The sequence below is a fragment of the Deinococcus gobiensis I-0 genome (assembly GCF_000252445.1).
Classification (GTDB): Bacteria; Deinococcota; Deinococci; order Deinococcales; family Deinococcaceae; genus Deinococcus; species Deinococcus gobiensis.
Genome location: NC_017790.1, coordinates 1604562 through 1627119, shown reverse-complemented (window position 1 = coordinate 1627119; position 22558 = coordinate 1604562). Strand labels below are relative to the sequence as shown.

General features: G+C 72.0%; 20 protein-coding genes. 12 read left to right on the top strand and 8 right to left on the bottom strand.

The genetic code is table 11. The features are described 5' to 3' along the window. Positions 1 to 10: 10 nt before the first annotated feature. Both DGO_RS07590 and ilvD read left to right on the top strand, forming a co-directional pair. Positions 11 to 2557 (top strand): phosphoenolpyruvate carboxylase, encoded by a 2547-nt coding sequence (locus DGO_RS07590; protein ID WP_014684903.1) that lies wholly within the window; start codon positions 11 to 13, stop codon positions 2555 to 2557. 382 nt (positions 2558 to 2939) lie between these two features. Beyond that, entirely contained in the window at positions 2940 to 4634 is a 1695-nt protein-coding gene (gene ilvD / locus DGO_RS07585; RefSeq protein ID WP_014684902.1) for a dihydroxy-acid dehydratase, read from the top strand. Between the two features lie 478 nt (positions 4635 to 5112). Here ilvD and DGO_RS07580 read toward each other — a convergent pair whose 3' ends face one another. From DGO_RS07580 to DGO_RS07570, 3 genes are all read right to left on the bottom strand, one after another. Beyond that, positions 5113 to 5328: a hypothetical protein gene (locus tag DGO_RS07580; RefSeq protein ID WP_043801547.1), complete on the bottom strand. Its 216-nt coding sequence runs from the start codon at positions 5326 to 5328 to the stop codon at positions 5113 to 5115. A gap of 244 nt (positions 5329 to 5572) precedes the next feature. Further along, a complete protein-coding gene (locus tag DGO_RS07575) occupies positions 5573 to 6547 on the bottom strand; it encodes an aldo/keto reductase (protein WP_014684901.1) in 975 nt (324 codons plus the stop codon). 29 nt (positions 6548 to 6576) lie between these two features. Further along, positions 6577 to 7143: a hypothetical protein gene (locus DGO_RS07570; protein WP_014684900.1), complete on the bottom strand. Its 567-nt coding sequence runs from the start codon at positions 7141 to 7143 to the stop codon at positions 6577 to 6579. A gap of 213 nt (positions 7144 to 7356) precedes the next feature. Here DGO_RS07570 and DGO_RS07565 point away from each other — a divergent pair, with 213 nt between their 5' ends. The 3 genes from DGO_RS07565 (at position 7357) to DGO_RS07555 (ending at position 9384) form a co-directional block, all read left to right on the top strand. Next, positions 7357 to 7971, top strand: a complete 615-nt coding sequence (locus DGO_RS07565; RefSeq protein WP_050920722.1) for a chromate transporter — start codon at positions 7357 to 7359, stop codon at positions 7969 to 7971. Beyond that, the gene (locus DGO_RS07560; protein ID WP_050920721.1) at positions 7968 to 8507 is read left to right on the top strand and encodes a chromate transporter; all 540 of its coding nucleotides are present in this window, start codon (positions 7968 to 7970) and stop codon (positions 8505 to 8507) included. Before DGO_RS07565 ends, DGO_RS07560 begins: the two co-directional genes overlap by 4 nt. 211 nt (positions 8508 to 8718) lie before the next feature. Next, complete coding sequence (locus DGO_RS07555) at positions 8719 to 9384, top strand: polyamine aminopropyltransferase (protein ID WP_226991315.1); 666 nt, start codon at positions 8719 to 8721, stop codon at positions 9382 to 9384. A 66-nt stretch (positions 9385 to 9450) separates the two neighbouring features. Here DGO_RS07555 and recN read toward each other — a convergent pair whose 3' ends face one another. Further along, positions 9451 to 11139, bottom strand: coding sequence for a DNA repair protein RecN (gene recN / locus DGO_RS07550; RefSeq protein WP_043803474.1), 1689 nt, complete (start codon positions 11137 to 11139; stop codon positions 9451 to 9453). Between the two features lie 205 nt (positions 11140 to 11344). Between recN and DGO_RS07545 the strand changes: the two genes are divergently transcribed. Further along, positions 11345 to 12742 (top strand): hypothetical protein, encoded by a 1398-nt coding sequence (locus DGO_RS07545; RefSeq protein ID WP_014684895.1) that lies wholly within the window; start codon positions 11345 to 11347, stop codon positions 12740 to 12742. Positions 12743 to 13015: 273 nt separating this feature from the next. Next, positions 13016 to 13780 (top strand): hypothetical protein, encoded by a 765-nt coding sequence (locus DGO_RS07540; protein ID WP_043801544.1) that lies wholly within the window; start codon positions 13016 to 13018, stop codon positions 13778 to 13780. Between the two features lie 60 nt (positions 13781 to 13840). Here the strand turns inward: DGO_RS07540 and miaB are convergent, their stop codons facing one another. From miaB to DGO_RS07520, 4 genes are all read right to left on the bottom strand, one after another. Then, a complete protein-coding gene (gene miaB, locus DGO_RS07535; protein ID WP_014684893.1) occupies positions 13841 to 15220 on the bottom strand; it encodes a tRNA (N6-isopentenyl adenosine(37)-C2)-methylthiotransferase MiaB in 1380 nt (459 codons plus the stop codon). Positions 15221 to 15497: 277 nt separating this feature from the next. Beyond that, on the bottom strand, positions 15498 to 15941 hold the full coding sequence (locus tag DGO_RS07530; RefSeq protein WP_050920720.1) for a hypothetical protein: 444 nt from the start codon (positions 15939 to 15941) through the stop codon (positions 15498 to 15500). 47 nt (positions 15942 to 15988) lie between these two features. After that, positions 15989 to 16438, bottom strand: a complete 450-nt coding sequence (locus DGO_RS07525) for a DUF4174 domain-containing protein (protein WP_014684890.1) — start codon at positions 16436 to 16438, stop codon at positions 15989 to 15991. A gap of 93 nt (positions 16439 to 16531) precedes the next feature. After that, positions 16532 to 17707 (bottom strand): acyl-CoA dehydrogenase, encoded by a 1176-nt coding sequence (locus DGO_RS07520; protein ID WP_043801542.1) that lies wholly within the window; start codon positions 17705 to 17707, stop codon positions 16532 to 16534. 474 nt (positions 17708 to 18181) lie between these two features. Between DGO_RS07520 and DGO_RS07510 the strand changes: the two genes are divergently transcribed. From DGO_RS07510 to DGO_RS07490, 5 genes are all read left to right on the top strand, one after another. Beyond that, a complete protein-coding gene (locus DGO_RS07510) occupies positions 18182 to 18421 on the top strand; it encodes a hypothetical protein (RefSeq protein ID WP_145975270.1) in 240 nt (79 codons plus the stop codon). A 77-nt stretch (positions 18422 to 18498) separates the two neighbouring features. Further along, the gene (gene fabZ, locus DGO_RS07505) at positions 18499 to 18927 is read left to right on the top strand and encodes a 3-hydroxyacyl-ACP dehydratase FabZ (protein ID WP_014684886.1); all 429 of its coding nucleotides are present in this window, start codon (positions 18499 to 18501) and stop codon (positions 18925 to 18927) included. Positions 18928 to 18997: 70 nt separating this feature from the next. After that, the gene (locus tag DGO_RS07500) at positions 18998 to 20143 is read left to right on the top strand and encodes an LptF/LptG family permease (protein WP_014684885.1); all 1146 of its coding nucleotides are present in this window, start codon (positions 18998 to 19000) and stop codon (positions 20141 to 20143) included. 26 nt (positions 20144 to 20169) lie between these two features. Further along, positions 20170 to 21306: an MGDG synthase family glycosyltransferase gene (locus DGO_RS07495; protein ID WP_043801537.1), complete on the top strand. Its 1137-nt coding sequence runs from the start codon at positions 20170 to 20172 to the stop codon at positions 21304 to 21306. Further along, a complete protein-coding gene (locus tag DGO_RS07490; protein ID WP_043801535.1) occupies positions 21303 to 22556 on the top strand; it encodes a polysaccharide deacetylase family protein in 1254 nt (417 codons plus the stop codon). Before DGO_RS07495 ends, DGO_RS07490 begins: the two co-directional genes overlap by 4 nt. Positions 22557 to 22558 lie beyond the last annotated feature (2 nt).

The window sequence follows — 22558 nt, the reverse complement described above, 5'->3', positions numbered from 1 at the left end:
GGGGGAACGTATGGGCATTCGCAGTGACGTGAATCTGCTGGGACGCACGCTGGGACAGGTGCTCAAGGAACAGGAAGGCGAGGCCTTTTTCGAGCTGGTGGAGCGCACCCGCGCCCTGGTGCGCGACGTGCGGGCCGGGGGCGACGACCGCGAGCTGCGCGACCTGATCGCGGGGCTGAACGAGGCCGACGCCTCGAATCTCGCGCGGGCCTTCACGTGGTACTTCCAGCTCGTGAACCTCGCCGAGGAGTACGAGCGGGTCCGGGTCCTGAGTGCCCAGACCGGCGTGCGGCCCCAGAGCCTGGAGCAGGCGCTGCTGGACCTCAAGGCGCAGGGCGTGGGCGCCGACGAGGCCGAGGCCCTGCTCGCGCGGCTGGAGCTGGAGCTGACCTTCACCGCGCACCCGACCGAGATGCGGCGGCGCACGGTGCGCAACCACCTCGTCGAGGTGGCGCGCGACATCCCGCAGCTCAGCAGCCCCCCCATCGACGAGGCGGCGGGCGAGCGCATCGCCGCGCACGTCGAGGCGCTGTGGCGCACGCCCGAGCTGCGCCGCCTGAAGCCCACCGTGCAGGACGAGGTCAAGGGCGGCCTGAACTACGTGACCAGCATCGCCCAGGCCCTGCCGATGTTGCAGCGCGACCTCTCGCGGGCCTTCGCGCGGGTGTACGGCCGCCCCACGGACGCCCGACTGCCCCTGCGCTTCTCGTCGTGGATGGGGGGGGACCGCGACGGTAACCCCTTCGTGACGCCGCAGGCCACCCGCGAGACGCTGGCGCTGCACCGCGAACGCGCCCGCGAACTCATGCTGCGCGCCATCAGCCAGGCCTACGCCGACCTGAGCCAGGAAGACGAGACGCAGGAGGACGGCCCGGCCGAGGGCGGGGACAGCGCGCAGACCCCCGAGCACGCCCCCTACCGCACCGAACTGCGCGAGCTGCACAACGCGGTGCGCGACGGGCGGACGGTCGAGCTGCTGCCCCGCCTGGAGGCCCTGCGCGGGCGCATGGAAGCCGAGGGCCAGCACCGCAGCGCCGAGCAGCTGCTGACGCCGCTGCTGAGCCTCGCGCGCGTGTTCGGGCAGCACCTCGTGAGCCTAGACATCCGCGAGCACTCGGGGCAGACCGGCGCGGCAGTGGCCGAGCTGCTGCGCGCGGCAGGTGTCGAAGCCGACTACCTCGCCCTGCCCGAACACGCCAAGCAGGAACTCCTGACCCGCGAACTCGGGTCGCGGCGGCCCCTGTGGCCGGCGGGCGAACCGATGCCGGAAGCGCTGGAAACGGCGGTCGGCCCCATCCGCGAGGTACGCGACGCCGCGCGGCAGGTCGGGCCGGGGGCTTTCGGGCATTACGTCATCAGCATGTCCGAGAGCGTCAGCGACGTGCTCGAACCCCTGCTGCTGGCGCGCGAGGTGGGCTTCCGGGTGCTGCCGGTGCCGCTGTTCGAGACGCTGGGCGACCTGGAGCGCGCCCCGCAGGTCGTGTGGGAACTGCTCTCGCTGCCCGAGTACCGCGCGGTGCTGGGCGGCGACGTGCAGGAGATCATGCTGGGCTACAGCGACTCGAACAAGGACGCGGGCTTCCTGGCGGCCAACTGGGCGCTGCACGAAGCCCAGCGCAAGATCAGCGACGTGTGCCGCCGCGCCGGCGTTCACTGGCGCTTTTTCCACGGGCGCGGCACGAGCATCGGGCGCGGGGGCGGCCCGGCCAGCCGCGCGATCCTGGGGCAGCCGGCGGGCACCATCGACGCGGGCATCCGCATCACCGAGCAGGGCGAGGCGCTGGCCGACAAGTACAGCCACCCCGTGCTGGCACGGCGCAACCTCGAGCAGGCCCTGTACGGCCTGATGCTCGCGGCGGCCCGCCCCACCCAGGACCCGCCCCAGGCCTGGATGGACGCGATGGACCGCGCCGCGTCCAGCAGCGCCGGGGCCTACCGCGCGCTGGTAGACGACCCCGAGTTCATCGGCTTTTTCGAGCGGGTCACACCGATCCACGAGATCTCGCGCCTGAACATCGCCTCGCGGCCGGTGCGGCGGCCCGGCGCGCCCACCCTGGGCAACCTGCGCGCCATTCCCTGGGTCATGAGCTGGACGCAGAACCGCGCCAACCTGCCCGGCTGGTACGGCCTGCACGCGGGCCTGGGCGAGATCGGGCTGGAGACGGCGCGGGACATGTACGCGAACTGGCCCTTTTTCCGCACGGTCCTGGACAACGCCCAGATGAGCCTCGCCAAGAGCGACCCCCTGATCTTCACCGAGTACCTCCAGCTGTTGGGAGACGTGGCGGGGGGCGAGCGGCTGGCCGCGCACCTCCAGCAGGCCTACCGTGACACCGTGGAGGCCGTGCAGGCGGTCGTGGGCACCGAACTGCTGGGCAACGAGCCGAGGCTGCGCGAGAGCATCGGGCTGCGCAACCCGTACATCGACCCCATCCACCGCATCCAGGTCGAGCTGCTGCGCCGGTCGCGCGCCGAGGAGGGCGGCCTGGACGAGTACGAGCGCCCACTCATGCTGAGCCTTCAGGGCATCGCGGCGGGCGTGCGCAACACCGGCTGAGTCGGGGACACTCGGGAGGAGGCGAAGCCGATCGCGCTTCACCTCCTCCTGTTCATTCGAGCCGCAGGCGCAGCGGAACATCCCGGCGGGGCGGCCACTCCTGGCCGCGCAGAGGCAACCCGGGCAGAGGGGGAGCAGCGGGGCTGGAAGGTGCGAGAAACGGAAGGGCGGATGAAGGTGCAGGCTCCCGCAAAGGCTGCGGGAAAAGAGCAGGACGAGCCATTCCAGGCCTCCAGTGAGAGTTGAACTCATGTCCTAATTACGTCAATAGCATAACAAAATGTGACACTGATGTCAAAGCGGAGAGGCCAGGAGGCCGCCGGGGTCGGCCTGTCTGTTCTTCTGGACGGTTGACCTGCCGTTCGGGCGTAGCCTGGGAGCCATGACGGATACGACGGTCAAGCGCAAACTCAACTGGAACTCGCATCACGTCACGCAGGGCGACGAGCGCGCCCCCAACCGGGCCATGCTGCGCGCCGTGGGCTTTCAGGACGGCGACTTCGAGAAGCCGATCATCGGGGTGGCGCACGCACAGAGCAACATCACGCCCTGCAACAACGGGCTGGGCGAACTGGCCGGGCACATCACCGACGCGATTACGGGCGGCGGCGGGATGCCCCAGGTCTACGGGACCATCACCGTGTCCGACGGCATCTCGATGGGCACCGAGGGCATGAAGTGCAGCCTCGTGAGCCGCGAAGTGATCGCGGACTCGATCGAGACCGTCAGCCGGGGCCAGTCGCACGACGGCGTGATCGTGGTGGGCGGCTGCGACAAGAACATGCCCGGCGCCATGATCGGCATCAGCCGCCTGAACATCCCGGCGATCTTCGTGTACGGCGGCACCATCAAGCCGGGGCACCACAACGGCCAGGACCTGACCATCGTCTCGGTGTTCGAGGCGGTCGGGTCTTTCGGCGCGGGCAAGATCAGCCGCGAGGAATTCGAGGCGGTCGAGAAGAAGGCCTGCCCCGGCAACGGCTCGTGCGGCGGCATGTACACCGCCAACACCATGAGCAGCGCCTTCGAGGCGATGGGCATGAGCCTGCCGTACTCCTCGACCATGAGCGCGGTGGACGCCGAGAAGGCCACCTCCAGCGCCGACAGCGCCCGCGCGCTGCTCAAGCTCATCGAACACGACATCCGGCCCAAGGACATCCTGACCAAGAAGGCCTTCGAGAACGCCATCACGGTCATCATGGCGGTGGGCGGCAGCACGAACGCGGTGCTGCACCTCATGGCCATCGCGCACGCCGCCGACATCGACCTCACGCTGGAGGACTTCGAGCGCATCCGCGAGCGCACGCCGGTCTTCTGCGACCTCAAGCCCAGCGGCAAGTACGTGGCGACCGACCTGCACGAGGTGGGCGGCATTCCGCGCGTCATGAAGATGCTACTGAAGGCCGGGCTGCTGCACGGCGACTGCCTGACCGTGACCGGCAAGACGGTGGCCGAGAACCTGGCCGACGAGCCGGAAGAGCCCAACGCTGGCCAGGACGTGATCCGCGACTACAACGACCCGCTGTACGTGCAGGGCCACCTCGCCATCCTGCGCGGCAACCTCGCGCCCGAGGGCAGCGTCGCCAAGATCTCGGGGCTCAAGAGCATCAAGATCACCGGCCCGGCGCGCGTCTTCGACAGCGAGGAAGACGCCATGCACGCCATCATGGGCGACCAGATCCGCGCCGGGGACGTGCTCGTCATCCGCTACGAGGGACCCAAGGGCGGCCCCGGCATGCGCGAGATGCTCTCGCCCACCTCGGCCATCATCGGCAAGGGCCTGGGCGACAGCGTGGGCCTGATCACCGACGGGCGCTTCTCGGGCGGCACCTACGGGCTGGTCGTGGGCCACGTCGCGCCCGAGGCCTACGTGGGCGGCCCCATCGCGCTGGTGCACGAGGGCGACACCATCGAACTGAACGCCGAGACCTGCGAGCTGACGCTGCACGTGCCGGAAGACGAGCTCGCCCGGCGCAGGTCGGAGTGGGTCGCGCCCGCACCCCGCTACACGCGCGGCGTGCTCGCCAAGTACGCCAAACTGGTCAGCAGCGCGGCGGTAGGGGCCTACACCGACTGAGGCCAGCGACGTGAGGAGGGCCGTTCATCTGCGGATGGGCGGCTTTTCCTGTACCGGCAGCATTACAGTGTGCCCGTCCCCGATGGCCAGCCGTTCATATGACCGGTCCTGTCGATCCTCAGCGACGGCCAGAGCCGGGAGATGTGCGGCTGGCCGCCGAGTTCTCGCTGACCGACCCGGCCTGACCGAGATGCCGCCCAGCGGCCATCGGGCCTGTCCATGATCGGAGCGGCTGGACCAGGACCTCTCCGGTCATGGCGGGCGCAGTGTATGGTCCCAGCGGGACACCGTCGGAATCGAGGCACGTGGGCAGGGGCTTCTGGCACAGGTCCCCGAAGGGACGGACCACCAGGGACCTGTCCACCTTTTCGGAGTTTCAGGACGTCCCTACCCCTACCCCCTCACAGACCGGACACACCACGCGGCCCTCCCTCTCGCCCGGGGAACAGTTCGGCGGCCCATAGGCCGATTGACTACCTCATCGCGCGCACGACTCCCTGCACCGTTCGAACAGCTGGGTATGCAGTTCCTCGTGGCGCTGGGCTGTGGGCAACGCGCGCGCCGCGGAGCCGCCCTGGGCCGCAGCGGCGACGACGGGGGCGACGGCGCGATCGGGCAGGATGCCCTGGAGCTCGACAGGGTTGACCTCCGAGCTGAGCCGTGGCCCGGCAACGTCGGCGGTCAGGAGATACATACCTCTGGGGCAGCCCGACCTCCCACGAAGCGGGCCGGGGCGCCCGGCCCAGCGCGGTCGGGACGGACCATTAGACCAGCCGCCTCGTCCTGACCGGTGGCGAGCAGATCGCGGAACTCACGACCGAATACGGCGTGAGCGTCCTGGCCCTCCGTGCTCCTCCCGTGCGGCGGATGAACGGCGAGGAGCTCGGGAGGTTATAGACCGAGCAACCGGAGAAGGTCGGTGCCCATCCCTCGGCCCTTCAGAACCCCAGGACCGGGTGTGGGCGGTAGGGCTCTTCGAGCGCCGCCAGCTGCTCAGGCGTGAGCGACACCGACAGGGCCGCCACCGCGTCCTCGAGATGGGGCATCTTGCTCGCGCCGATGATGGGCGCACTTACCCCCGGCTGGGCCAGCAGCCACGCGGTCGCCACCTGGGCGGCGGGTACACCGATCTGCGCGGCGACCTCGGCCACGCGCGCCTGCACGGCGTAGTCGTCCTCGGTGCGGTACATCGACTCGCCGAACTTGTCGCTGCGGGCCCGGGTGGTCTGGGCCTCGCCGCCCTTGCGGTTGCCGGTCAGGAAGCCCCGCGCCAGCGGGCTCCAGGGGATGACACCCACGCCGTCCTCGCGGCACAGCGGCAGCATTTCGCGCTCCTCCTCGCGGTACACGAGGTTGTAGTGGTTCTGCATGCTCACGAACCGGGTCAGGCCGTGCAGGTCGGCCACGTGCTGCATCTTGGCGAACTGGTAGGCGGCCATACTGCTCGCACCGATGTAGCGCACCGCCCCCATGCGCACGAGGTCGTGCAGCGCCGTCATGGTCTCCAGGATGGGCGTCTCGGGGTCGAAGCGGTGAATCTGGTAGAGGTCGATGTAGTCGGTCCCCAGCCGCTTCAGGCTGGCCTGCGCCGCGCTCAGGATGTGCCCGCGCGAGAGGCCCTGGTCGTTGGGGCCGTCGCCCATCTTGCCATGGACCTTCGTGGCGATGACCACCTGATCGCGGCGGGCGAAGTCCTTCAGCGCCCGGCCGGTGATCTCCTCGCTGACGCCCAGCGAGTACACGTCGGCCGTGTCGAAGAAGTTGATGCCCAGGTCCAGCGCCCGCCGGTAGAAGGGGCGGCTCTGCTCCTCGGGCAGCACCCAGTCGCGCCACGCCGGGTCGCCGTAGGTCATGGTGCCCAGCGAAATCCGCGAGACCTTCAGGCCGCTCTGTCCCAACCGTACATAGTCCATGCGCGCACTGTAGGCCCGCGAGCGGCCGGTCAGATGGGCGGGGCCGTGGGGCCTTCTTCACCCCCGGCGCCGTCACCCTCGTCGGGGGCGTCGGCCGGCGCGACCGCCGCCTGAGCCCCCCGGCCGCGGTACACGGCGGCCGCGGCCAGTCCCCCGGCCAGATACCACAGCACGGTCAGCAGCGGAGTCAGGGGGCGGCGTTCGCCCGGCTGGCGGCCCAGACCCAGCGGTTCCGGCAGGGCGGCCGCGCCCACCCCGGCCGCCAGCCCCAACGCCGCGCCGCGCGCGCCCGCGCCGGACGCGGGCCCCAGCCCCACCAGCGCGAAATACAGCAAGTTGGAGAGCAGGTCGGCGCCCAGCGTCCAGCGGTAGAGCGCCTTCCCACGCGGCGGCGTGGCTCCGGCCGCCCCCACCACGTCCCGCAGGGCGCGCTCGCCGATCACCTCGACGCGCGGGGCGTGGGGCAGCACCTGCCGGGCACCCTCGTTGAGCAGATTCACCGTTACGGCACCCACCAGGCCGCTCAGCAGCGCCGCGCCCCAGGGCCGCGCGGGGTGGGCAGAGGTCGCGGGGCCGCCGGCCGGATGAGGAGTCATGCCTGCACTTGTACCCGATGACCCCCTGGCCAGCCCCGTTCCTGAAGAAGCGCTCTGGACAGGAGCAGGGCTCCGGGCCGGCAGGAAGGCGCGGCGCAGAACGGCCAGGAGCCTGTCCCCCGTCGAGGGCGCCAGCCGTTCCGTACATTGCGTTCTCTGTTGTCTCTGGAAAAGTACCCTCGGTGGACCGCCCCCGCGCTCTAGGCTGGGCCCATGACCACTTCCCTGCCCGGCGCGCGGCCCCTCCTCCCGCCGGAGGGCGACCCGGCCGGGGAACGTCCCCCGGACCCCACCCCGGCCCTGCTGCTGCGCACCTTCGTCGGGGTGGCGCTCGCGGGGGTCGGCGGCGGGCTGCCCGCCCACACGCGCCGGGCCGTGACCACGCACGGCTGGCTGGACGACGACGACTTCGCCGAGACCTTTACCCTGGCACAGCTCACGCCCGGGCCCAACGCGGTGAACCTCGCGGCCATGATCGGCGCGCGCCTCGCCGGGGGGGCCGGGGCGCTGGCAGCCGTGTGCGGGGTGCTGCTGCCGGGCCTGGCCGCCATGATGGCCGTGACCCTGGTGACCCTGAGCCTGCCCGGCGGCCTGCCCGCCTGGCTCCAGAGTGCGCTGCACGGCGCGGCCTGCGCGGCCCTGGCCATCATGCTCACGGCGGCGTGGCCGGTGGTGCGTGTGGGCGCGCGGGTGCGCGGCGGGCCGGTCCTGACCGCGCTGGCCTTCGTGGCGCTGGGCGTGTTGCGCCTGGACCTGCTGCCGGTGCTGGTCGTGCTGGTGGGCGTGGGCCTGGCCCTCAACTGGCCCCGGCCGGAGCGCGGCGCATGAGCCTGCCGGTCGGCCACGCCCTGAACGAGTGGCCCGCCCTGCTGCTGGAATTCGCGCGCCTGGGCCTGATCAGTTTCGGCGGCACCAACATCGCCGAGATGGAGCGCGTGCTGGTCGGCGAGCGCGGCTGGATCACCGCGACCACCCTCGCCAACGGCTTCGCGCTGGGCCAGCTCATGCCGGGGCCGAACATGCTGGCGGTCACGCACTACGGCTATGTGGCGGCCGGACCCTGGGGCGCGCTGCTGGCGACCCTGGCCTTCTACGGCCCGACCGCCCTGCTCAGCGCCGCCGCCGCGCTGCTGTGGCGGCGGCACAGCGCGCGCCCTGTCGTGGGGGCCTTTCGCAGCGCGCTGCTGCCCTTCGGCGGCGGCGTGATCCTCGCGGGCGCGCTGGTCCTGGGCCAGACCAGCGTACGCGGCGCCCTGGCGGCGATTCTGGCCCTGGTGTGCCTGCTCCTGCTCTGGAAGACCAAGGTCAACTCGGCCCTGGTGGTGCTGGGCGCGGCGGCGGTTGGGGCACTGCTGGGGCTGTAGGCCGGCGTGGCCAGGGCAGGACGGTCGCCCGGTCGCGCCGGAGAAGATGCCTGCCCGCTTGGACGGATCTCCCAGGACCCCGCCATTCACCTCGCCAGTGGAGTGCTCCACGGTCTTCAGCGCAACCTCTCAACCCCCACCATCATCCAGCCCGGGCTTCCCCTATCCTCTTGCCCATGTTCCCCGGAGACCGCCCCTGATTCCCCGCACCTTGCAGGCCCGCGCCGCCATCCCCGGCACCCGCCAGGAGCTGCTGCTCTACCGCCGGGGCCAGGACTACGCCATCGCCATCGGCGGCGCGGACGGCGAGCTGATGAACAGCCGCATGCACGCCTCCGAGGACGCCCTGGCCGAACTGGGCTGCGCGCCGGTCCTCGCGCGCCCGGCCCCCCACGTCCTGATCGGTGGGCTGGGCATGGGCTTCACGCTCGCGGCGGCGCTGCGGGTGCTGGGGCCGGGCGCGCGGGTCACGGTGGCCGAACTGGTGCCGGACGTAGCCGAGTGGAACCGGGGCGAGCTGGGCGCCTGCGCCGGCCGGCCACTGGACGACCCGCGCGCCGCCGTGGTGGTGGGCGACGTGGCCGCGCGGCTGCGGGAGGCGGCCGGCAGCCTCGACGCCGTGCTGCTGGATGTGGACAACGGCCCCGGCGGCCTGACGAGCGAGTCGAACGGCTGGCTGTACTCGGCCGCCGGGCTCAGGGCCGCGCACCGGGCGCTGCGGCCCGGCGGCACCCTGGCCGTGTGGTCGGCCCACGCCGCCCCCGCCTTTACGGCGCGGTTCGGGAAGGCCGGGTTCGAGGTCCAGACCCACCGGGTCCGCGAGCGCCCCGGCAAGGGCGCGGTGCATACCGTATGGGTGGGCGTGCGCGGCGGCTGAGCCGGGGCGGACCGGAGAAAGGCGGGCCTCTCCCCGGAGGCCGGCCTCCCCTCTCCAGAGGCCGGCTCAGCCCGCGCTGGCCGTTCCCCGCAGCTCGCGCGCGTGGCGCAGGGCCGCTTCGGAGGTGTGGCCACCCAGCATCCGGGCGATCTCTTCCAGGCGCTCGTCCTCGGTCAGCAGCCGGACACGGCTGACCGTGCGGCCGCCCTCGACGCTCTTCTCGACCTTGTAATGGTGGTCGGCGCGGGCGGCGATCTGCGCGAGGTGGGTCACGACGAGCACCTGCCGGCTGCGCGCCAGCCGCGCGAGCTGCGCAGCCACCGCCAGCGCCGCCGAGCCGCCGATGCCCGCGTCCACCTCGTCGAAGACCACCGAGGGCGTGTCGGCCCCCAGCACCGTGCTGATCGCCAGCATCACGCGCGACAGCTCACCGCCCGAGGCCACGTCCGACAGCGGCCCCAGCGCCTCGCCGGGGTTCGCGCCGAACAGCAGGATCACGTCGCTCAGGCCGTGCGCGGCGGGCTGCTCCAGCGGGCTGAGGGTAAAGGCCATGCGCGCATGCGGCATTCCCAGTTCGCGGATCACCGCGAGCAGTTCCTCGGCCAGCGGTCCGGCCGCCTTCCGGCGCGCGTCGTCGAGGTGCGCGCCCTCGCGGCGTACCTCGGCCAGCAGCGTCCCGACCTCGTCCTCCAGCGTGCCCGCGTCGCGCTCGTCCTGTTCCAGCGTCTCCAGTTCGGCGGCGGCCGTGTCCCCGAAGGCGACCACGTCCTCCAGGGTCGGGCCGTACTTGGCCCGCAGCTTGCCCAGTGCCGCGAGCCTCGTCTCGACGCGGGCGAGTTCCTCGGGGTCGGGGGCACTGTTCTCGGCACGCTCGCGCAGCTCGCCCACGACCGCCCGGATGCCCTCCTGGGCCGCGCGCAGCTCGTCCTGAAGCTGCGCGGTGAGGGGGTCGTACTTCGCGCCCGCGTTCAGCGCCCGCAGCGCCTCGGCGATCATGCCCAGGCCGTTCATCTCGCCGTCGCTGAGCAGTTCCAGGCCCGCCGCCGCCGACTGCGCGACCGTATCCAGGTTCGCGAGCCGCGCGAGGTCGGTCGCCAGCGGTTCCTCCTCGCCGGACTGCGGGGCCACCTCCCGGATCTCCTGCACCTGGAAGGTCAGCAGGTCGATCTGGCGGGCGCGCTCGCGCATGCTGGCGCGCAGTTCGTCCAGCCGGGCGCTCGCCGCGCGCCACCGGCCGTAGGCCGCCGCGTAGGGCCGCGTGTCGAGGCGGCGGTCGAGCAGCCCGCGCTGGTTGGCCGCCGAGAGCAGGCTGACCGCGCTGTGCTGCCAGTGGATCGTGAGGCGGCCCTGCGACCACTCCTGCAACTCGCGCAGGCTCACGACCTCGCCGTCGAGCCGGGCGTTGCCCCGGCCCTGCGCACTCAGGCGGCGGCTGGCGCTCTGCTCGCCTTCCCAGAAACCCGTCACCAGCAGGTCGTCCTCGCCGCTGCGGATCAGGTCGCTGCTGGCCCGCGACCCCAGCAGCAGCCCCAGCGCGTCCACGATGATGCTCTTGCCCGCGCCCGTCTCGCCGGTAAAGGCGCAGAACCCCCCGCCCAAGTCCAGCGACAGCTGCGCGATGGTGGCGAGGTTCCGGACCTCCAGCCGGGCGATGCCGGGACCGGCGGGCCCCGGCGCGGGGCCGGACACGGCGGAAGGAGGCGTGGACCGCCGGGCGGGGGCGTCCTGGGTGGGGGTGCGGGCCTTGCGGGTCACGCGCAAGAGTCTAAGCCGCCTCCGCGGGCCGGGTCGGCGACCAGGGCACAGTCGGGCAAGCCGGGCAGGGCCGCTTCCCACCGGGTTTTCCCGCCGAACATGAACCGGACGTTACATTTCACCCATAAACCGCCCCCGTAAGCGGGCGCACAATGGCTCTCATTGAACGCCGGGGCCTTCCCGGCGGGACCAAAGGAGCGAGACGATGACGAACGACACCACGGGCGGCAACAAGCGCAGCCTGATCCTTCTGGGGGCTTTCGCTGCCCTGGCCCTGAACAAAGACCTGCGCCGCCGCGTGATCGAGGGCACCCACACCGTCTGGGACAGTGCCCAGGCCACGCTTGACGAGACGGTCAAGCCCGCACTGGAGCAGGCTGCCGTGCAGGCCCAGCAGCTCGGGGCAGTGGCCGCCCAGCAGGCGACCCAGGTCACCCAGACCCTGCGGGAAGAGGCCCCGGTGCGGGCCCATCACCTGCTGGAAACCGCCCAGGCCGCCGCCACCACCCTGGTCGGCAACGCCGCCGACCTGCGTGACGAGGCCGTGCAGACGGTCCAGAAGGCCGGGCAGGACTACGGCCACAAGCTCGGAGAGCTGACGGCCGACCTGCGCGAAACCGCCGAGGACAAGCGCAAGGACGCCGAGAAGGCCCTCGCCGGGGTCCAGAAGACCGCCGGGAACCGCATCGCCGACCTTCAGGACGCGGCCGAGACCAAGCGCAAGGAAGTCGGGAAGACCCTGGCCCAGACCCGCAAGGAGGCCGAGCACCGCCGCGCCGACCTCGAAAAGGCCGCCGCCCACGCCAAGAAGGAAGGCCGCCACAAGCTCGACGAATTGCGCGGCGCGGCCGAGGACAAGCGCAAGGACGCCGAGAAGGCCCTCTCGCAGGGCAAGAAGGCGGGCACCGCGCTCGTGGCCGAGCTGGGTCACAAGGCGCTGAGCCTGCGCGACGATGCCCAGGACCACTTCGCGTCGCAGCGCCGCGCCGCCGAGAAGCAGCTTTCCCAGGCCCGCCGCGACGCCGAGAAGGAACTGCGCCGCGCCCGCAAGAACTGGAACCCCGAGCAGCTCGAACGCGAGGTCGGCCGCCGCGTCGCCCCGCTGAGCAAGCAGCTCGACCGCGACCTCGCCCGCCTCCAGAAGCAGGCCGCGAAGAAGGGCCGCGAGGTGCAGGCCCGCTTTGATCCCGAGCCGCGCGGTGGGGTCAGCGGCGGCGTCGTGACGCTGGCCCTGCTGGGCACGACCGCTGTGGTGCTGGCCCGCGTGCCTGCGGCGCGCCAGGGCCTGCTGAAGGCCGTCGAATCGGTCAACCCGCAGTGGGCCGAATCGCTTCATCAGGCCGGGCGCACCGCCCGCAACCTCGTGGGCAGCATGTGGCTCGAACGCCTGGAGGAACCCGGCCAGGCCCCCAACGCCGGAGTCGCCAAGAGCACCCAGGGCGCCACGACCGGAGCCACCTGGGGCGCGACGCCCTCCCCCACTTCGGACGCGGCGGCCAAGCCTGCCCAGGCGCCTGCCGATGCGGGCAAGCCCGGCGCCGGCCAGACGGACGCCGCCAAGACGGACGCGCCCAAGACCGACTCCGACAAGAAGACCAACTGAGCCGCCGACTACAGGCGAGAAGAGGGGCGTGGCCGTCAGGGTCCGCTCCTTTTTTCTGAGATGGAAACAGCCGTTTTGGGCAGACCAGGAAAGAAAGGGGTTATCCGATATGACTCCAGGCGCAGGAGCGCCCCCTGCCCTTCCGGCTCCGCAGCCGAGGGCGCCTGATCGCTCTGCTCGAATCTCTTCACAGGCGATTCGGGCAGAGGCCCGCTCCCCGCACTTTCGTCCGCCTTCCGGCGTCTACAGGCCATGCTCTAGACTGCCGGCAGCATGTCCAAGTCCGACACCCCCCTGGCTCTGGTCGGGTATCCGCCCGCCGCCGCCCTGGCCCTGCGAGAACTGGGCCTGATCGCCCTGAGCGTGCCGGCCGCCGCCCCCGAGGAGGTCGTGCAGGCCTGCCGGACCCTGGGCTTCGGCGGCGCCCTGATCGCCCCCGCGCACCAGGCGGCGTGGCTCGCGGCCGTCTCTCCCGACCCGGAAGCCCGGCGGGCCGGGCGGGTGGACGCGGTGACCTTCGGGGGCCTGACCCCCCAGGGCACCTTCGCCCACGCCGACGCCCTGAGCGACGCCCTGAGCAGCAGCGACTACGCCGCGCGCGGGGCCGCCCTGCTGGTGCTGGGGCAACAGACGGGCGACCTGCTGCTCGCCGCGCCGTTGACCCGCCTGGGCTTTTCGCAGATCGCCCTGGCGGCGCACTCGGCCCCCGAGGCCGAGAAGGTGCTGCGCGACCTGCCGGTGGGGCCGCGCTACTTTCCGGTCAGCCGCCGCGACGGCTCGGTGCAGGCCCTCGCCGAGCGCAGCGACCTCATCGTGCTGACCTCCGGCGAGCTGCCGCCCCGGCTGCTTCAGCCCTACCACACCCTGCTCGACCTCACCGGGCAGGTGCAGGCGGGCGGGTCGGGGGCCACCGTGCTGGACCTCGAACACCTGGGCGCGCACCACCTGACCCGGCAGCTCTCGCACGCCACCGGCCAGCGCCTCAACGCCCCCGAGGTGGCGGGCGCGGCCCGGGTGCTGCGGGGCGAAGCAGGCTGAAGCTATAGAGGAAGGAGGCGGCCGCCATTTCTGGGGCCACCTCCTTCCTCCGTAAAACGCCTACACCATCTGCAGCGGGCTGCTGAGCGCCGCCGACTCGGGCGTGAAGCGCGGCAGCTCGGGCAGCGGCTGACCGTCGGCCCCCAGGATCTTTCCGTACATCATGTGCGGCGTGGCGTGCTCGATACGCACCTGCACGACGCCCGCACCGTCGGCCCCGACCGCCTTGGGCACCACGGTGGGGTGGTTGCCGCGCGTGTGGCCTTCCAGGAAGCCCGACTCGTGGGCGTCGCCGCGCAGCAGGACTTCCTGCACGGTGCCGACCTTCTCGGCGTTCTTGCGGTTCGACCACTCCTTCTGCCGGGCGATCAGGCGCTGGAGGCGTTCGGTCTTGACCTCGCGCGGCAGGTCCTGAAAGTGCTTGTAGCTGGGGGTCCCGGGGCGCGGCGAGTAGATGAACATGTATGCCGAGTCGTAGCCCACCTCGTCGTAGAGCGACAGGGTGTCCTGGAAGTCTTCCTCGGTCTCGCCGGGAAAGCCCACGATGATGTCGGTCGCCAGCACCGCGTCCGGCATGTGCCTGCGGATCTGGGCGATGTGTTCGAGGTACTTCTCGCGGGTGTATTCGCGGGCCATGCGCCGCAGCACGCGGTTCGAGCCGCTCTGCACCGGCAGATGCACGAATTCGCATACGGCGGGCGTCTCGGCCATCGCGGCGGCCACGTCCTCGGTGAAGTTCATGGGGTGGGAGGTCGTGAACTTGATCCGCCGCACGCCGCTGCGGCCCACGAGGCGCAGCAGGTCGGCAAAACTGGGGTATCCGGCCAGCCGCGCGCCGCCGTCCACCCCGTAGGCGTTCACATTCTGGCCCAGCAGCGTGACTTCCTGCACGCCGGCCGCGAGTTGCATATCCAGCTCGCGCAGGATGTCGTCGGGCGAGCGGCTGACCTGCGGGCCGCGCGTGGTCGGCACGATGCAGTAGGTGCAGTGGTGGTCGCAGCCGCGCATGATGGTCAGGTGCGCCTGCAACCTGCCCAGGGGGGGCGGCGGGATGTGCCCGTGCAGCTCGTCCTTGAATTGCAGGCCCCAGAAACGCTCGTTGGACTCCAGCGCCTTGCCGATGTCGAGCAGGCTGCCCGGCCCCAGCAGCACGTCCACCTCGAACTTGCGGGCGATCTGCTGGCCTTCTTCGAGCTGCGCGAGGCAGCCCATCATGCCGACAACGAGCTTGCGCTGCGCTTTTTGCTTGCGCAGTTCGCCCAGCAGCGAGCGGACCTTGTCCACCGGCTTGCCGCGCACCGCGCAGGTGTTCACGAGCACGAAATCGGCCTCGTCCACGCTCTCGACGAGGTCCGCGCCAAACGACACGAGCTGGCTCTGGACCAGGTGCGTGTCGTATTCGTTCATCTGACACCCGTAGGTGATCAGGTGTGCCTTCATGTTGCTCCTCCCGGCCGGACGGAGGGATTCCGGGGCCGTCTTTCCGCGCGGGGCGCTGCGTCACCGTGCGGGCCGCCCGCCAGCATACCAGAGCAGCGAAACGTGCCCGGTGGGGAACTGGAGCCGCGCCCGGGGGCATACCGGTGACATGCTGGGCCTGCTGATGCTCGCGGCGGGTGGTCTCCTGTCGAGTCACGGCGTGGTCATCGCCGAGCTGCTCCTGTCGGTGGGCACCCCGCCGGGCTTTCTCTGAAGCCTGCTCGCCCACCGCTGAGACTCAGGGAGTCGCCGTCACCTTGTTCAGCGTGACGTTGTAGGGAAACAGTTCCTTACCCAGCAACACGGTCTTGATCTGGCCGGTGATGGCCCCGGCACGCAGGTCCCCGTGCAGCGCCGCGCGGTACTTGTCGCCGCCCTCGTACATGGTGAGGTCCAGCGCCCCCCCGCCCTCGGCAGGCCGGAAGCTGCCGGTGGCGGCGTAGGCCTTCTTGCTCTCCAGGTTGGTCAGGACGCCGCTGGCCCGTCCGGCGCGCTCCTGCACGGTCAGGACCAGCCGGTAGGGCACGCGGCCGGTGATGCCGTTGCCCACGCCCTCGTAGGTGCCGTTCACTGTCCGCTCCAGCGGCGTCTCGGGGCTGATGTAGGCGCCGAAGGCGCAGCCGCCCAGCACGGGCGCGAGCAGCAGGGCGGCGAACAGCGGAACGGCACGGGCAGGGCGCATGCGCCGAGCTTACGGAGACCTCATGAAGGGGGTCTGATCCGGGAGACTCAGCGGCCCCGTTCCCGCCGCTCCTGCTGGCGCATGGGCATAGTGTCGATGAGCGCACCCAGGGTCGCCAGGCTGGGCGGCGCCTTGTAGCGCGCCTTGACGCCCGTGTCCTTGCCGATCAGGGTGGCGGGGCCGTACTGCCCGCCGATCCGGCCGCCGGGGTCGGCGAGCAGGGTGAGCATCGGCGTGGCGGGACCGTTCAGGCGGGCGTCGCCGGGCGGCAGCAGGGCCACCACGCGCAGGTCGTACACCTGCAGGGCCGTATCCTGCCGGCGCATCTCGGCCAGGTAGGCGGCGGAGGGCCGGTTCACGACGAGCACCCGCTCGCGACCCAGGACGCTGGCAAGGGCCCACGCCCGGCCGGCCCCGGTCTGGAGGGTGAAGGACGCGGCCCCGGCCAGTCCGCTGCCCAGGGCCGCTGCGGCGAGCAGTCGCGCGAGATTCGGCATGGCCTCAGGGTGGCGCGCGGCCGGATGTGGGAGATAGGAGCCCCGGAAAGGCGACTTGGGACTCGGGCCACGGCCGCTCGCCCGGCCCCGGGCCTACTCGCCCAGTTCCGCGAAGACCGCCCGGCTGATGACGAGTTGCTGGATTTCGCTCGTGCCCTCGTAGATTTCGGTGACCTTGGCGTCGCGGTACAGGCGCTCGACCGGGTACTCGCGGCTGTAGCCGTTGCCCCCGAAAATCTGGATGGCGTCGCGGGTCACGTCCACCGCCGCCTCGCTCGCCAGGAGCTTGGCGATGCTGGCCTCCTTGCTGAAGGGCCGCCCCTCCTCGCCCAGCCACGCCGCCTTGAGGGCCACGAGCCGCGCCGACTCGATGCGGGCCGCCATGCGCGCGACCTTGAAGGACACGCCCTCGAACTCGCGCAGCTTCTTGCCGAACTGCTCGCGCTCGCAGGCGTAGCGCGCCGCGTGCTCCATCGCCGCGCGGGCGATCCCGAGGGCCTGCATGGCGATGCCCACCCGGCCGCTGTCCAGGCTGGCGAGCGCCACCACGAGCCCCTGGCCCTCCTCGCCCACCATGTTCCCGGCCGGCACGCGCACGCCGTCGAAGGTGACGGTGGTCGTGTGCGCGGCGTGCAGGCCCATCTTCTCCTCGGGGCGGCCGGTGCTCAGGCCCGGCGTGCCCTTCTCGACGACAAAGCAGCTCACGCCGCGCGCCCCCGCGCCCCCGGTGCGCGCCATGACCAGGAAGGTGTCGGCCTGGTTGCCCGAGGTGATCCAGGCCTTTGAGCCGTTCAGGACCCAGGCCTCGCCGTCGCGCTCGGCCCGCAGGCGCAGGCTGGCCGCGTCGCTGCCCGCCCCCGGCTCGGTGAGGCAAAAGGCCCCGAGATGCTCGCCGCTCGCCAGGGGCCGCAGGTACTTCTCGCGCTGGGCGTCGGTGCCGTAACGCAGCAGCATCTTCTCGGGCAGGCCGTTCTGCACGCTCACGATCACGGCCACGCTGGCGTCGGCCGCCGCGATTTCCTCGAGGCACAGGGCGTAGGTCACGGCGTCCAGGCCCGCGCCGCCCCAGCGCTCGGGGACGGTCGCGCCCATCAGGCCCAGTTCGGCCAGCCCACGCAGCTGCTCGCGCGGGTACTCGCCGCTGCGGTCGTACTCGGCGGCCCGGGGCGCGATCTCGGCGCGGCAATAGTCGCGCACGTGCTGCACGAGAAAACGCTGGTCGTCCGACAGGGCGAAGGCCATGCCGGGAGCGGCGGCGGTGGTGGTCATGGGCTCAGGCTACCAAACGGTTGTTAGGGAGATGGGCACCGAAAGGACGGTTCCGGCCCTCCAGACACTGCGCCTACTGCCTGCCTGCCACCTCCCGCGCCAGCGCTTCCTCGATGCCCCGGCCCCGCCAGCCGGTCTCGACGAAAGCCGCCTCGCCGCCCTCCCAGCGCAGGTGCGCGCCGATCACGGCCCCGCCGGCGATGGCGAGGGCCGCGCCGCTCAGCCGCAGCCAGGGGCGCGGCGGGGCACAGCCGGGCGGCGGCGACGCTCAGGGCCGGGGCCAGGGGCAGGGGCGGACGGGTCACGCGGACACGGGCAGGCAGACTCACGGTGCGAGTGTAGCGGCGCGCGCCGCGCCTGCCCCCAGACGGGGGAAGGCTGAAGAATTCACGGAGCTGCTCTCGCCCGGCCCGTACAATGCGCGCCGATGAGAACCGGCCGCCCACGACCAACCGACCGAGCAGGGAGGCCGCCGTGCGCGCGCTGGCCTGGATACTGACGTTACTGCTGCTGCTGCTGGGCCTGGGCCTGGCCGCGCTGGCCCTGGGGGCCTTCGCCTCGCTGAACCTCGCGGCGCCGCTGTGGCTGCGCTCGCTGGGCACCCTGGGCAGCCTCGCGCTGGGAGGAGGCAACGGCTTTACGCACGCGGTCGTCCTCTCGGTCCTGGCCAGCGCGGTGCTGGCCCTGGCGGCCTATCTCAAACCGCGCGCCTGAAGAACACCGGGCGAGCCGCTAAGATGGGACGGCTCGCGGGAGCGGGCTCTGCCCCGCCGCCCCGCCCGGAGGCCCCCATGGAACCCCTGCTGATCCAAGACGTGCTGGCGACCCTTCCCCACCGCTTTCCCTTCGTCCTCGTGGACCGGGTGCTGAGTGTGGAGAACGGCGTGGTCCACGCCATCAAGAACGTGACCATCAACGAGCCCTTCTTTCCCGGCCACTTTCCGCAGGAGCCGGTCATGCCGGGCGTGCTCATCACCGAAGCGCTGGCGCAGGCGAGCATGTTCTGCCTGCACGGCCAGACCGAACCCGGCACGGTCGGCTACCTCGCCGGCATCGAGGGCGCCCGCTTCAAGCGCAAGGTGATTCCGGGCGACCAGCTGCACCTGCACGCCAAGCTGGAATTCCTGCGTCGGGGCCTGGGCAAGACGACCTGCCGCGCCGAGGTGGACGGCGTGGTGGCCGCCGAGGCGACGATCCTGTTCGCGGTGGCGAAATCGTGACCGGGGGGTGGGCTGCGCCCCGCAGGAGGTCCGGCGGCCCGCAGCCCACCCCCGCCGCCGGAGCCGCGTCTTGACCCGCCTGACCCGTCTGGTCACGGCCGAGCTCGTGCCGCCGCTGCTGGCGGGCACGCTGCTGTTCACGGCGATCCTGAGCTTCGGGTACTTCTTCATCTCCAGCCAGTGGCTCGCGGGCGTGCCGGTGGGCCTCATCGCGCAGTGGATCGGCTACCAGCTCCCCGACACGCTGGTCAAGGTGCTGCCGATGGCGGTGGTCCTGATGACCGTGGTGGCCTTCGGGCGCATGAACACCGAGCGCGAACTCGTCGCGGTGCAGTCGGGCGGGCTGAGCCTGGGACGCGTGGCGCGTCCGGCGGCGGTTCTGGGGCTGCTCATCACGCTGCTGAGCATCTGGCTGAGCCTGTGGGTCGCGCCGCGCGCCAACGTCGAGACGCGCGGGCTGTACTGGGACGCCCTGACAGGCTCGGGCCTCTCGCAGCTGAGCGGCAAGACGGTGGACCTGGGCGCGGGCCTGACCCTCTACATCCAGGGCTACGACGCGGCCAGCCGGGAGATGCGCGGCGTGCGCGTCGAGAAATGGCAGGCCGACAACCCCAAACGCGGCACGGTCATCTTCGCCGACCGGGGCACCTTCGAGAACAATCAGCTCTCGCTGCGCGGCTACGGCGTGTACGGGGTGGACTACGGCGCGGTGAACGCCCTGTCGGCCGTGCCGGAAAACGACCCGGCGGCCCTTCAGGCGGCCGTGCAGGCCGTGTTTCCCAGCGTGGTGGTGCCGCAGAACGACACCGACCCCCTGAACGTGGACACGGGGCTGTCGCGCAAGCAGACGCTGGCGCAGTACGCCGACGCCATCGGGGCCGACAGCGAGGGCTGGCCGGAACTCATCACGGCCCTGACCGCCCCCGGCGTGAAGGACAGCGACCGCGCGGCGGCCCGGCTGAGCCTGAACCGCAAGCTGGCGCTGCCTTTCGCCAACCTCGTGCTCGTGCTCGCGGCGCTGCCCTTCGCCCTGCGGTTCGGGCGCACGCTGGGGGTCAGCCTGGGGGTGGCGCTGCTCATCGCGGTGGCCTACTACCTGCTGTTCTCGGTGGGCCTGAGCGTCGCCGGACTGGTGCCGGGGCTGCCCGAACTGGGCGTGTGGCTCGCCAATATCGTCTTCGCGCTGGGCGGCCTGTGGCTGCTGAGGCGCTCGTGACCCGGCCTGACGCTGCGGGGCCGGACATGGGGGGACAGGGGCCGACCCCGGCCGAGTTGCGCGCACTGTTCGTCTCGGCGTCCATCGGCTCGGGGCACCAGCAGGCGCAGCTGGCGGTGCAGGCGGCCCTGCGCGCGCGCGGCGTCCCTTTTCAGGACTTTCACGGCGACGCGGTCGAGTACCTCAACGCCCCCGAACGCACCCTCACGGTGGACCTCTACAACTTCGAGCTGCGGCACGCCCCCTGGATGTACCAGGGGTTCTACCGCTTCACCGATCTCGAACATCCCATCAATTTCATCAGCAAGGGCTTCACCTGGGTGGGGCTGCGCGGGATGCTGGCCGACCTGGAGCGCAGCCGCCCCGACCTCGTCCTGAGCAGCTACTGGGCCTCGACGGCCCTGGCGGGCACGGCGCGGCGGCGCACCGGGCGGCAGTTCCTGAACGCCCTGATCGTCACCGACTACCGCGTGCATTACCACTGGATCCGGCACGAGGCCGAGCTGCTGTTCGTCGCCTCGCCCGAGACCAAAGAACAGATGGTGGCGCGCGGCATGGCGGCCGAGAAGGTCGTCGTGACCGGCATTCCGATCTCGCCGGTCTACCGGGGACTGCTGGACGCGGACCGGAATGACCTGCGCCGGCGCCACGGGCTGCGCGGAGACCGGCCCCTGATCCTGATCTCGGGTGGGGGAACCGGCACCTTCCGCGCGCAGGCGGCGGCGCTGGACACCCTCGCCAACCTGGGGCGGGCGGTGCAGGTGCTCGTGCTGGCCGGGGCGCGCGGACAGGGCGTGGAGGTGCGCGGCGGCGCGACCATCCACCACCTCGGGTACACGACCGCCTTTCCCGAACTGCTGGCGGCCTCCGACCTCGTGGTGGGCAAGGCGGGCGGCCTGACGGTGGCCGAGGCGACCGCGCTGGGCGTGCCGCTGGTCGTCCACGCACCGATTCCGGGGCAGGAGGAGCACAACGCCGACTACCTGGAGCGCGGCGGAGCCGGGCTGTGGGCGCGGCGTCCCGCCGACCTGCGCCGGGCGGTGCTGCGCGCCCTGGACCCCGACGAGCATGCCCGCCTGAGCGCCGGCAGCCGCGCGCTGGGCCGCCCCGACGCCGCCGACCAGGTGGCCGACACCCTGCTGCGCGCCCTGGGCCGGACATGAGCCGCGCCGCGAAGAAACGCGGGCTGGTCTGGGGGGCCGGGCTGGGCCTGCTGGCCTACGTGGGCCTGCCCTACGCGCTGGCGCAGTTCGCCGGGCTGGGCCTGATCCGCGAGGGGCGCAAGGCGCGGCGCGAACTGGCCCTCACCTTCGACGACGGCCCCGACCCGCAGACCACTCCGGCCGTGCTGGACGCGCTGGCAGCGGCCGGGGCGCGGGCGACCTTCTTCGTGCTTGCGCCGCGCGCGCGGGCGCACCCGGACCTCATCGCGCGGATGCTCGCGCAGGGGCACCAGGTCGAGCCGCATGCGCAGCGCCATGTCCACGCCTGGCTGCGCACGCCCTGGGGGGCCGCCCGCGACCCCGTGCGGGCCGCGCGGGACCTCGCGGCGATCACCGGGCAGCCCGCCACGCTGCACCGCCCGCCGCACGGCGCCTACACGCTGGGCACGCTGTGGGGCCAGCGCCGCGCGGGGGTGCGGGGAGCGCACTGGTCGGTCGAGGGCCGCGACTGGCACGCCGCCTCGACCCCCCAGGGCGTGCGTGAGCGGCTGGGACGGCTGATCTACCCCGGCGCGGTGGTCGTGCTGCACGACGCCGGTCCCGGCGCGCGCGTGACCGTGCCCCTGCTGCCGGACCTGCTGGCCGACCTGCGCTCGCGCGGCTACGGCCTCGTGACGCTGGCGGAGCTGGACGGCGCGCGGCCCGGCGACCTCGCGGCGCTGCGGCGGCGGGCCTTCCTGCTGCTCGACCGGCTGTTCGACCGGGCCGGGCACATCCGGCCGGTGGGTGGCCGGGCCGACACGCTGTTCCGGCTGGGGCCGGTGGCCTTTCCACTTGCGGGCGTGCGGCTGGCCGACGGCACGCCTGTCCCGAAAGGCACCCCCGCCGCCGAGTTCCACGTGAACAACCCCCTCATCGTGGACATCGGGCCGCGCAACGCCGTGCGCCAGGGCCGGGCGAGCGACCTGCCCTTCATGGCGCGCGATCTGGCGTCGCGCCCGGACCTGCGGGACGCTGAGGTCATCTTCTGCCTGTCGGCGCTGTCGCCGCTGCTGGGCATCGTGCATTTCGAGACGCAGGCCATCCCGGCCGCCGACGAGCGGCGGCTGCGGCGCTGGGCCAACGTGCTGCGCCGGGTGTACGGCAGCCAGGGCGAGGCCCAGCCCCCCCGCCTGAGCATCCTGAGCCGCGCCGAGTACCTGCGCCTGTACGGCGGTTCCGGGCCCGGGACTTCCCGAACGCTACCCTGAGC

Bases quoted from the DNA above. Each gene is read 5' to 3' on its own strand.
- DGO_RS07590 (WP_014684903.1), top strand. From the start codon at position 11: ATGGGCATTCGCAGTGACGTGAATCTGCTGGGACGCACGCTGGGACAG.
- ilvD (WP_014684902.1), top strand. From the start codon at position 2,940: ATGACGGATACGACGGTCAAGCGCAAACTCAACTGGAACTCGCATCAC.
- DGO_RS07580 (WP_043801547.1), bottom strand. From the start codon at position 5,328: ATGTATCTCCTGACCGCCGACGTTGCCGGGCCACGGCTCAGCTCGGAG.
- DGO_RS07575 (WP_014684901.1), bottom strand. From the start codon at position 6,547: ATGGACTATGTACGGTTGGGACAGAGCGGCCTGAAGGTCTCGCGGATT.
- DGO_RS07570 (WP_014684900.1), bottom strand. From the start codon at position 7,143: ATGACTCCTCATCCGGCCGGCGGCCCCGCGACCTCTGCCCACCCCGCG.
- DGO_RS07565 (WP_050920722.1), top strand. From the start codon at position 7,357: ATGACCACTTCCCTGCCCGGCGCGCGGCCCCTCCTCCCGCCGGAGGGC.
- DGO_RS07560 (WP_050920721.1), top strand. From the start codon at position 7,968: ATGAGCCTGCCGGTCGGCCACGCCCTGAACGAGTGGCCCGCCCTGCTG.
- DGO_RS07545 (WP_014684895.1), top strand. From the start codon at position 11,345: ATGACGAACGACACCACGGGCGGCAACAAGCGCAGCCTGATCCTTCTG.
- DGO_RS07540 (WP_043801544.1), top strand. From the start codon at position 13,016: ATGTCCAAGTCCGACACCCCCCTGGCTCTGGTCGGGTATCCGCCCGCC.
- miaB (WP_014684893.1), bottom strand. From the start codon at position 15,220: ATGAAGGCACACCTGATCACCTACGGGTGTCAGATGAACGAATACGAC.
- DGO_RS07530 (WP_050920720.1), bottom strand. From the start codon at position 15,941: ATGCGCCCTGCCCGTGCCGTTCCGCTGTTCGCCGCCCTGCTGCTCGCG.
- DGO_RS07525 (WP_014684890.1), bottom strand. From the start codon at position 16,438: ATGCCGAATCTCGCGCGACTGCTCGCCGCAGCGGCCCTGGGCAGCGGA.
- DGO_RS07520 (WP_043801542.1), bottom strand. From the start codon at position 17,707: ATGACCACCACCGCCGCCGCTCCCGGCATGGCCTTCGCCCTGTCGGAC.
- fabZ (WP_014684886.1), top strand. From the start codon at position 18,499: ATGGAACCCCTGCTGATCCAAGACGTGCTGGCGACCCTTCCCCACCGC.
- DGO_RS07495 (WP_043801537.1), top strand. From the start codon at position 20,170: ATGGGGGGACAGGGGCCGACCCCGGCCGAGTTGCGCGCACTGTTCGTC.
- DGO_RS07490 (WP_043801535.1), top strand. From the start codon at position 21,303: ATGAGCCGCGCCGCGAAGAAACGCGGGCTGGTCTGGGGGGCCGGGCTG.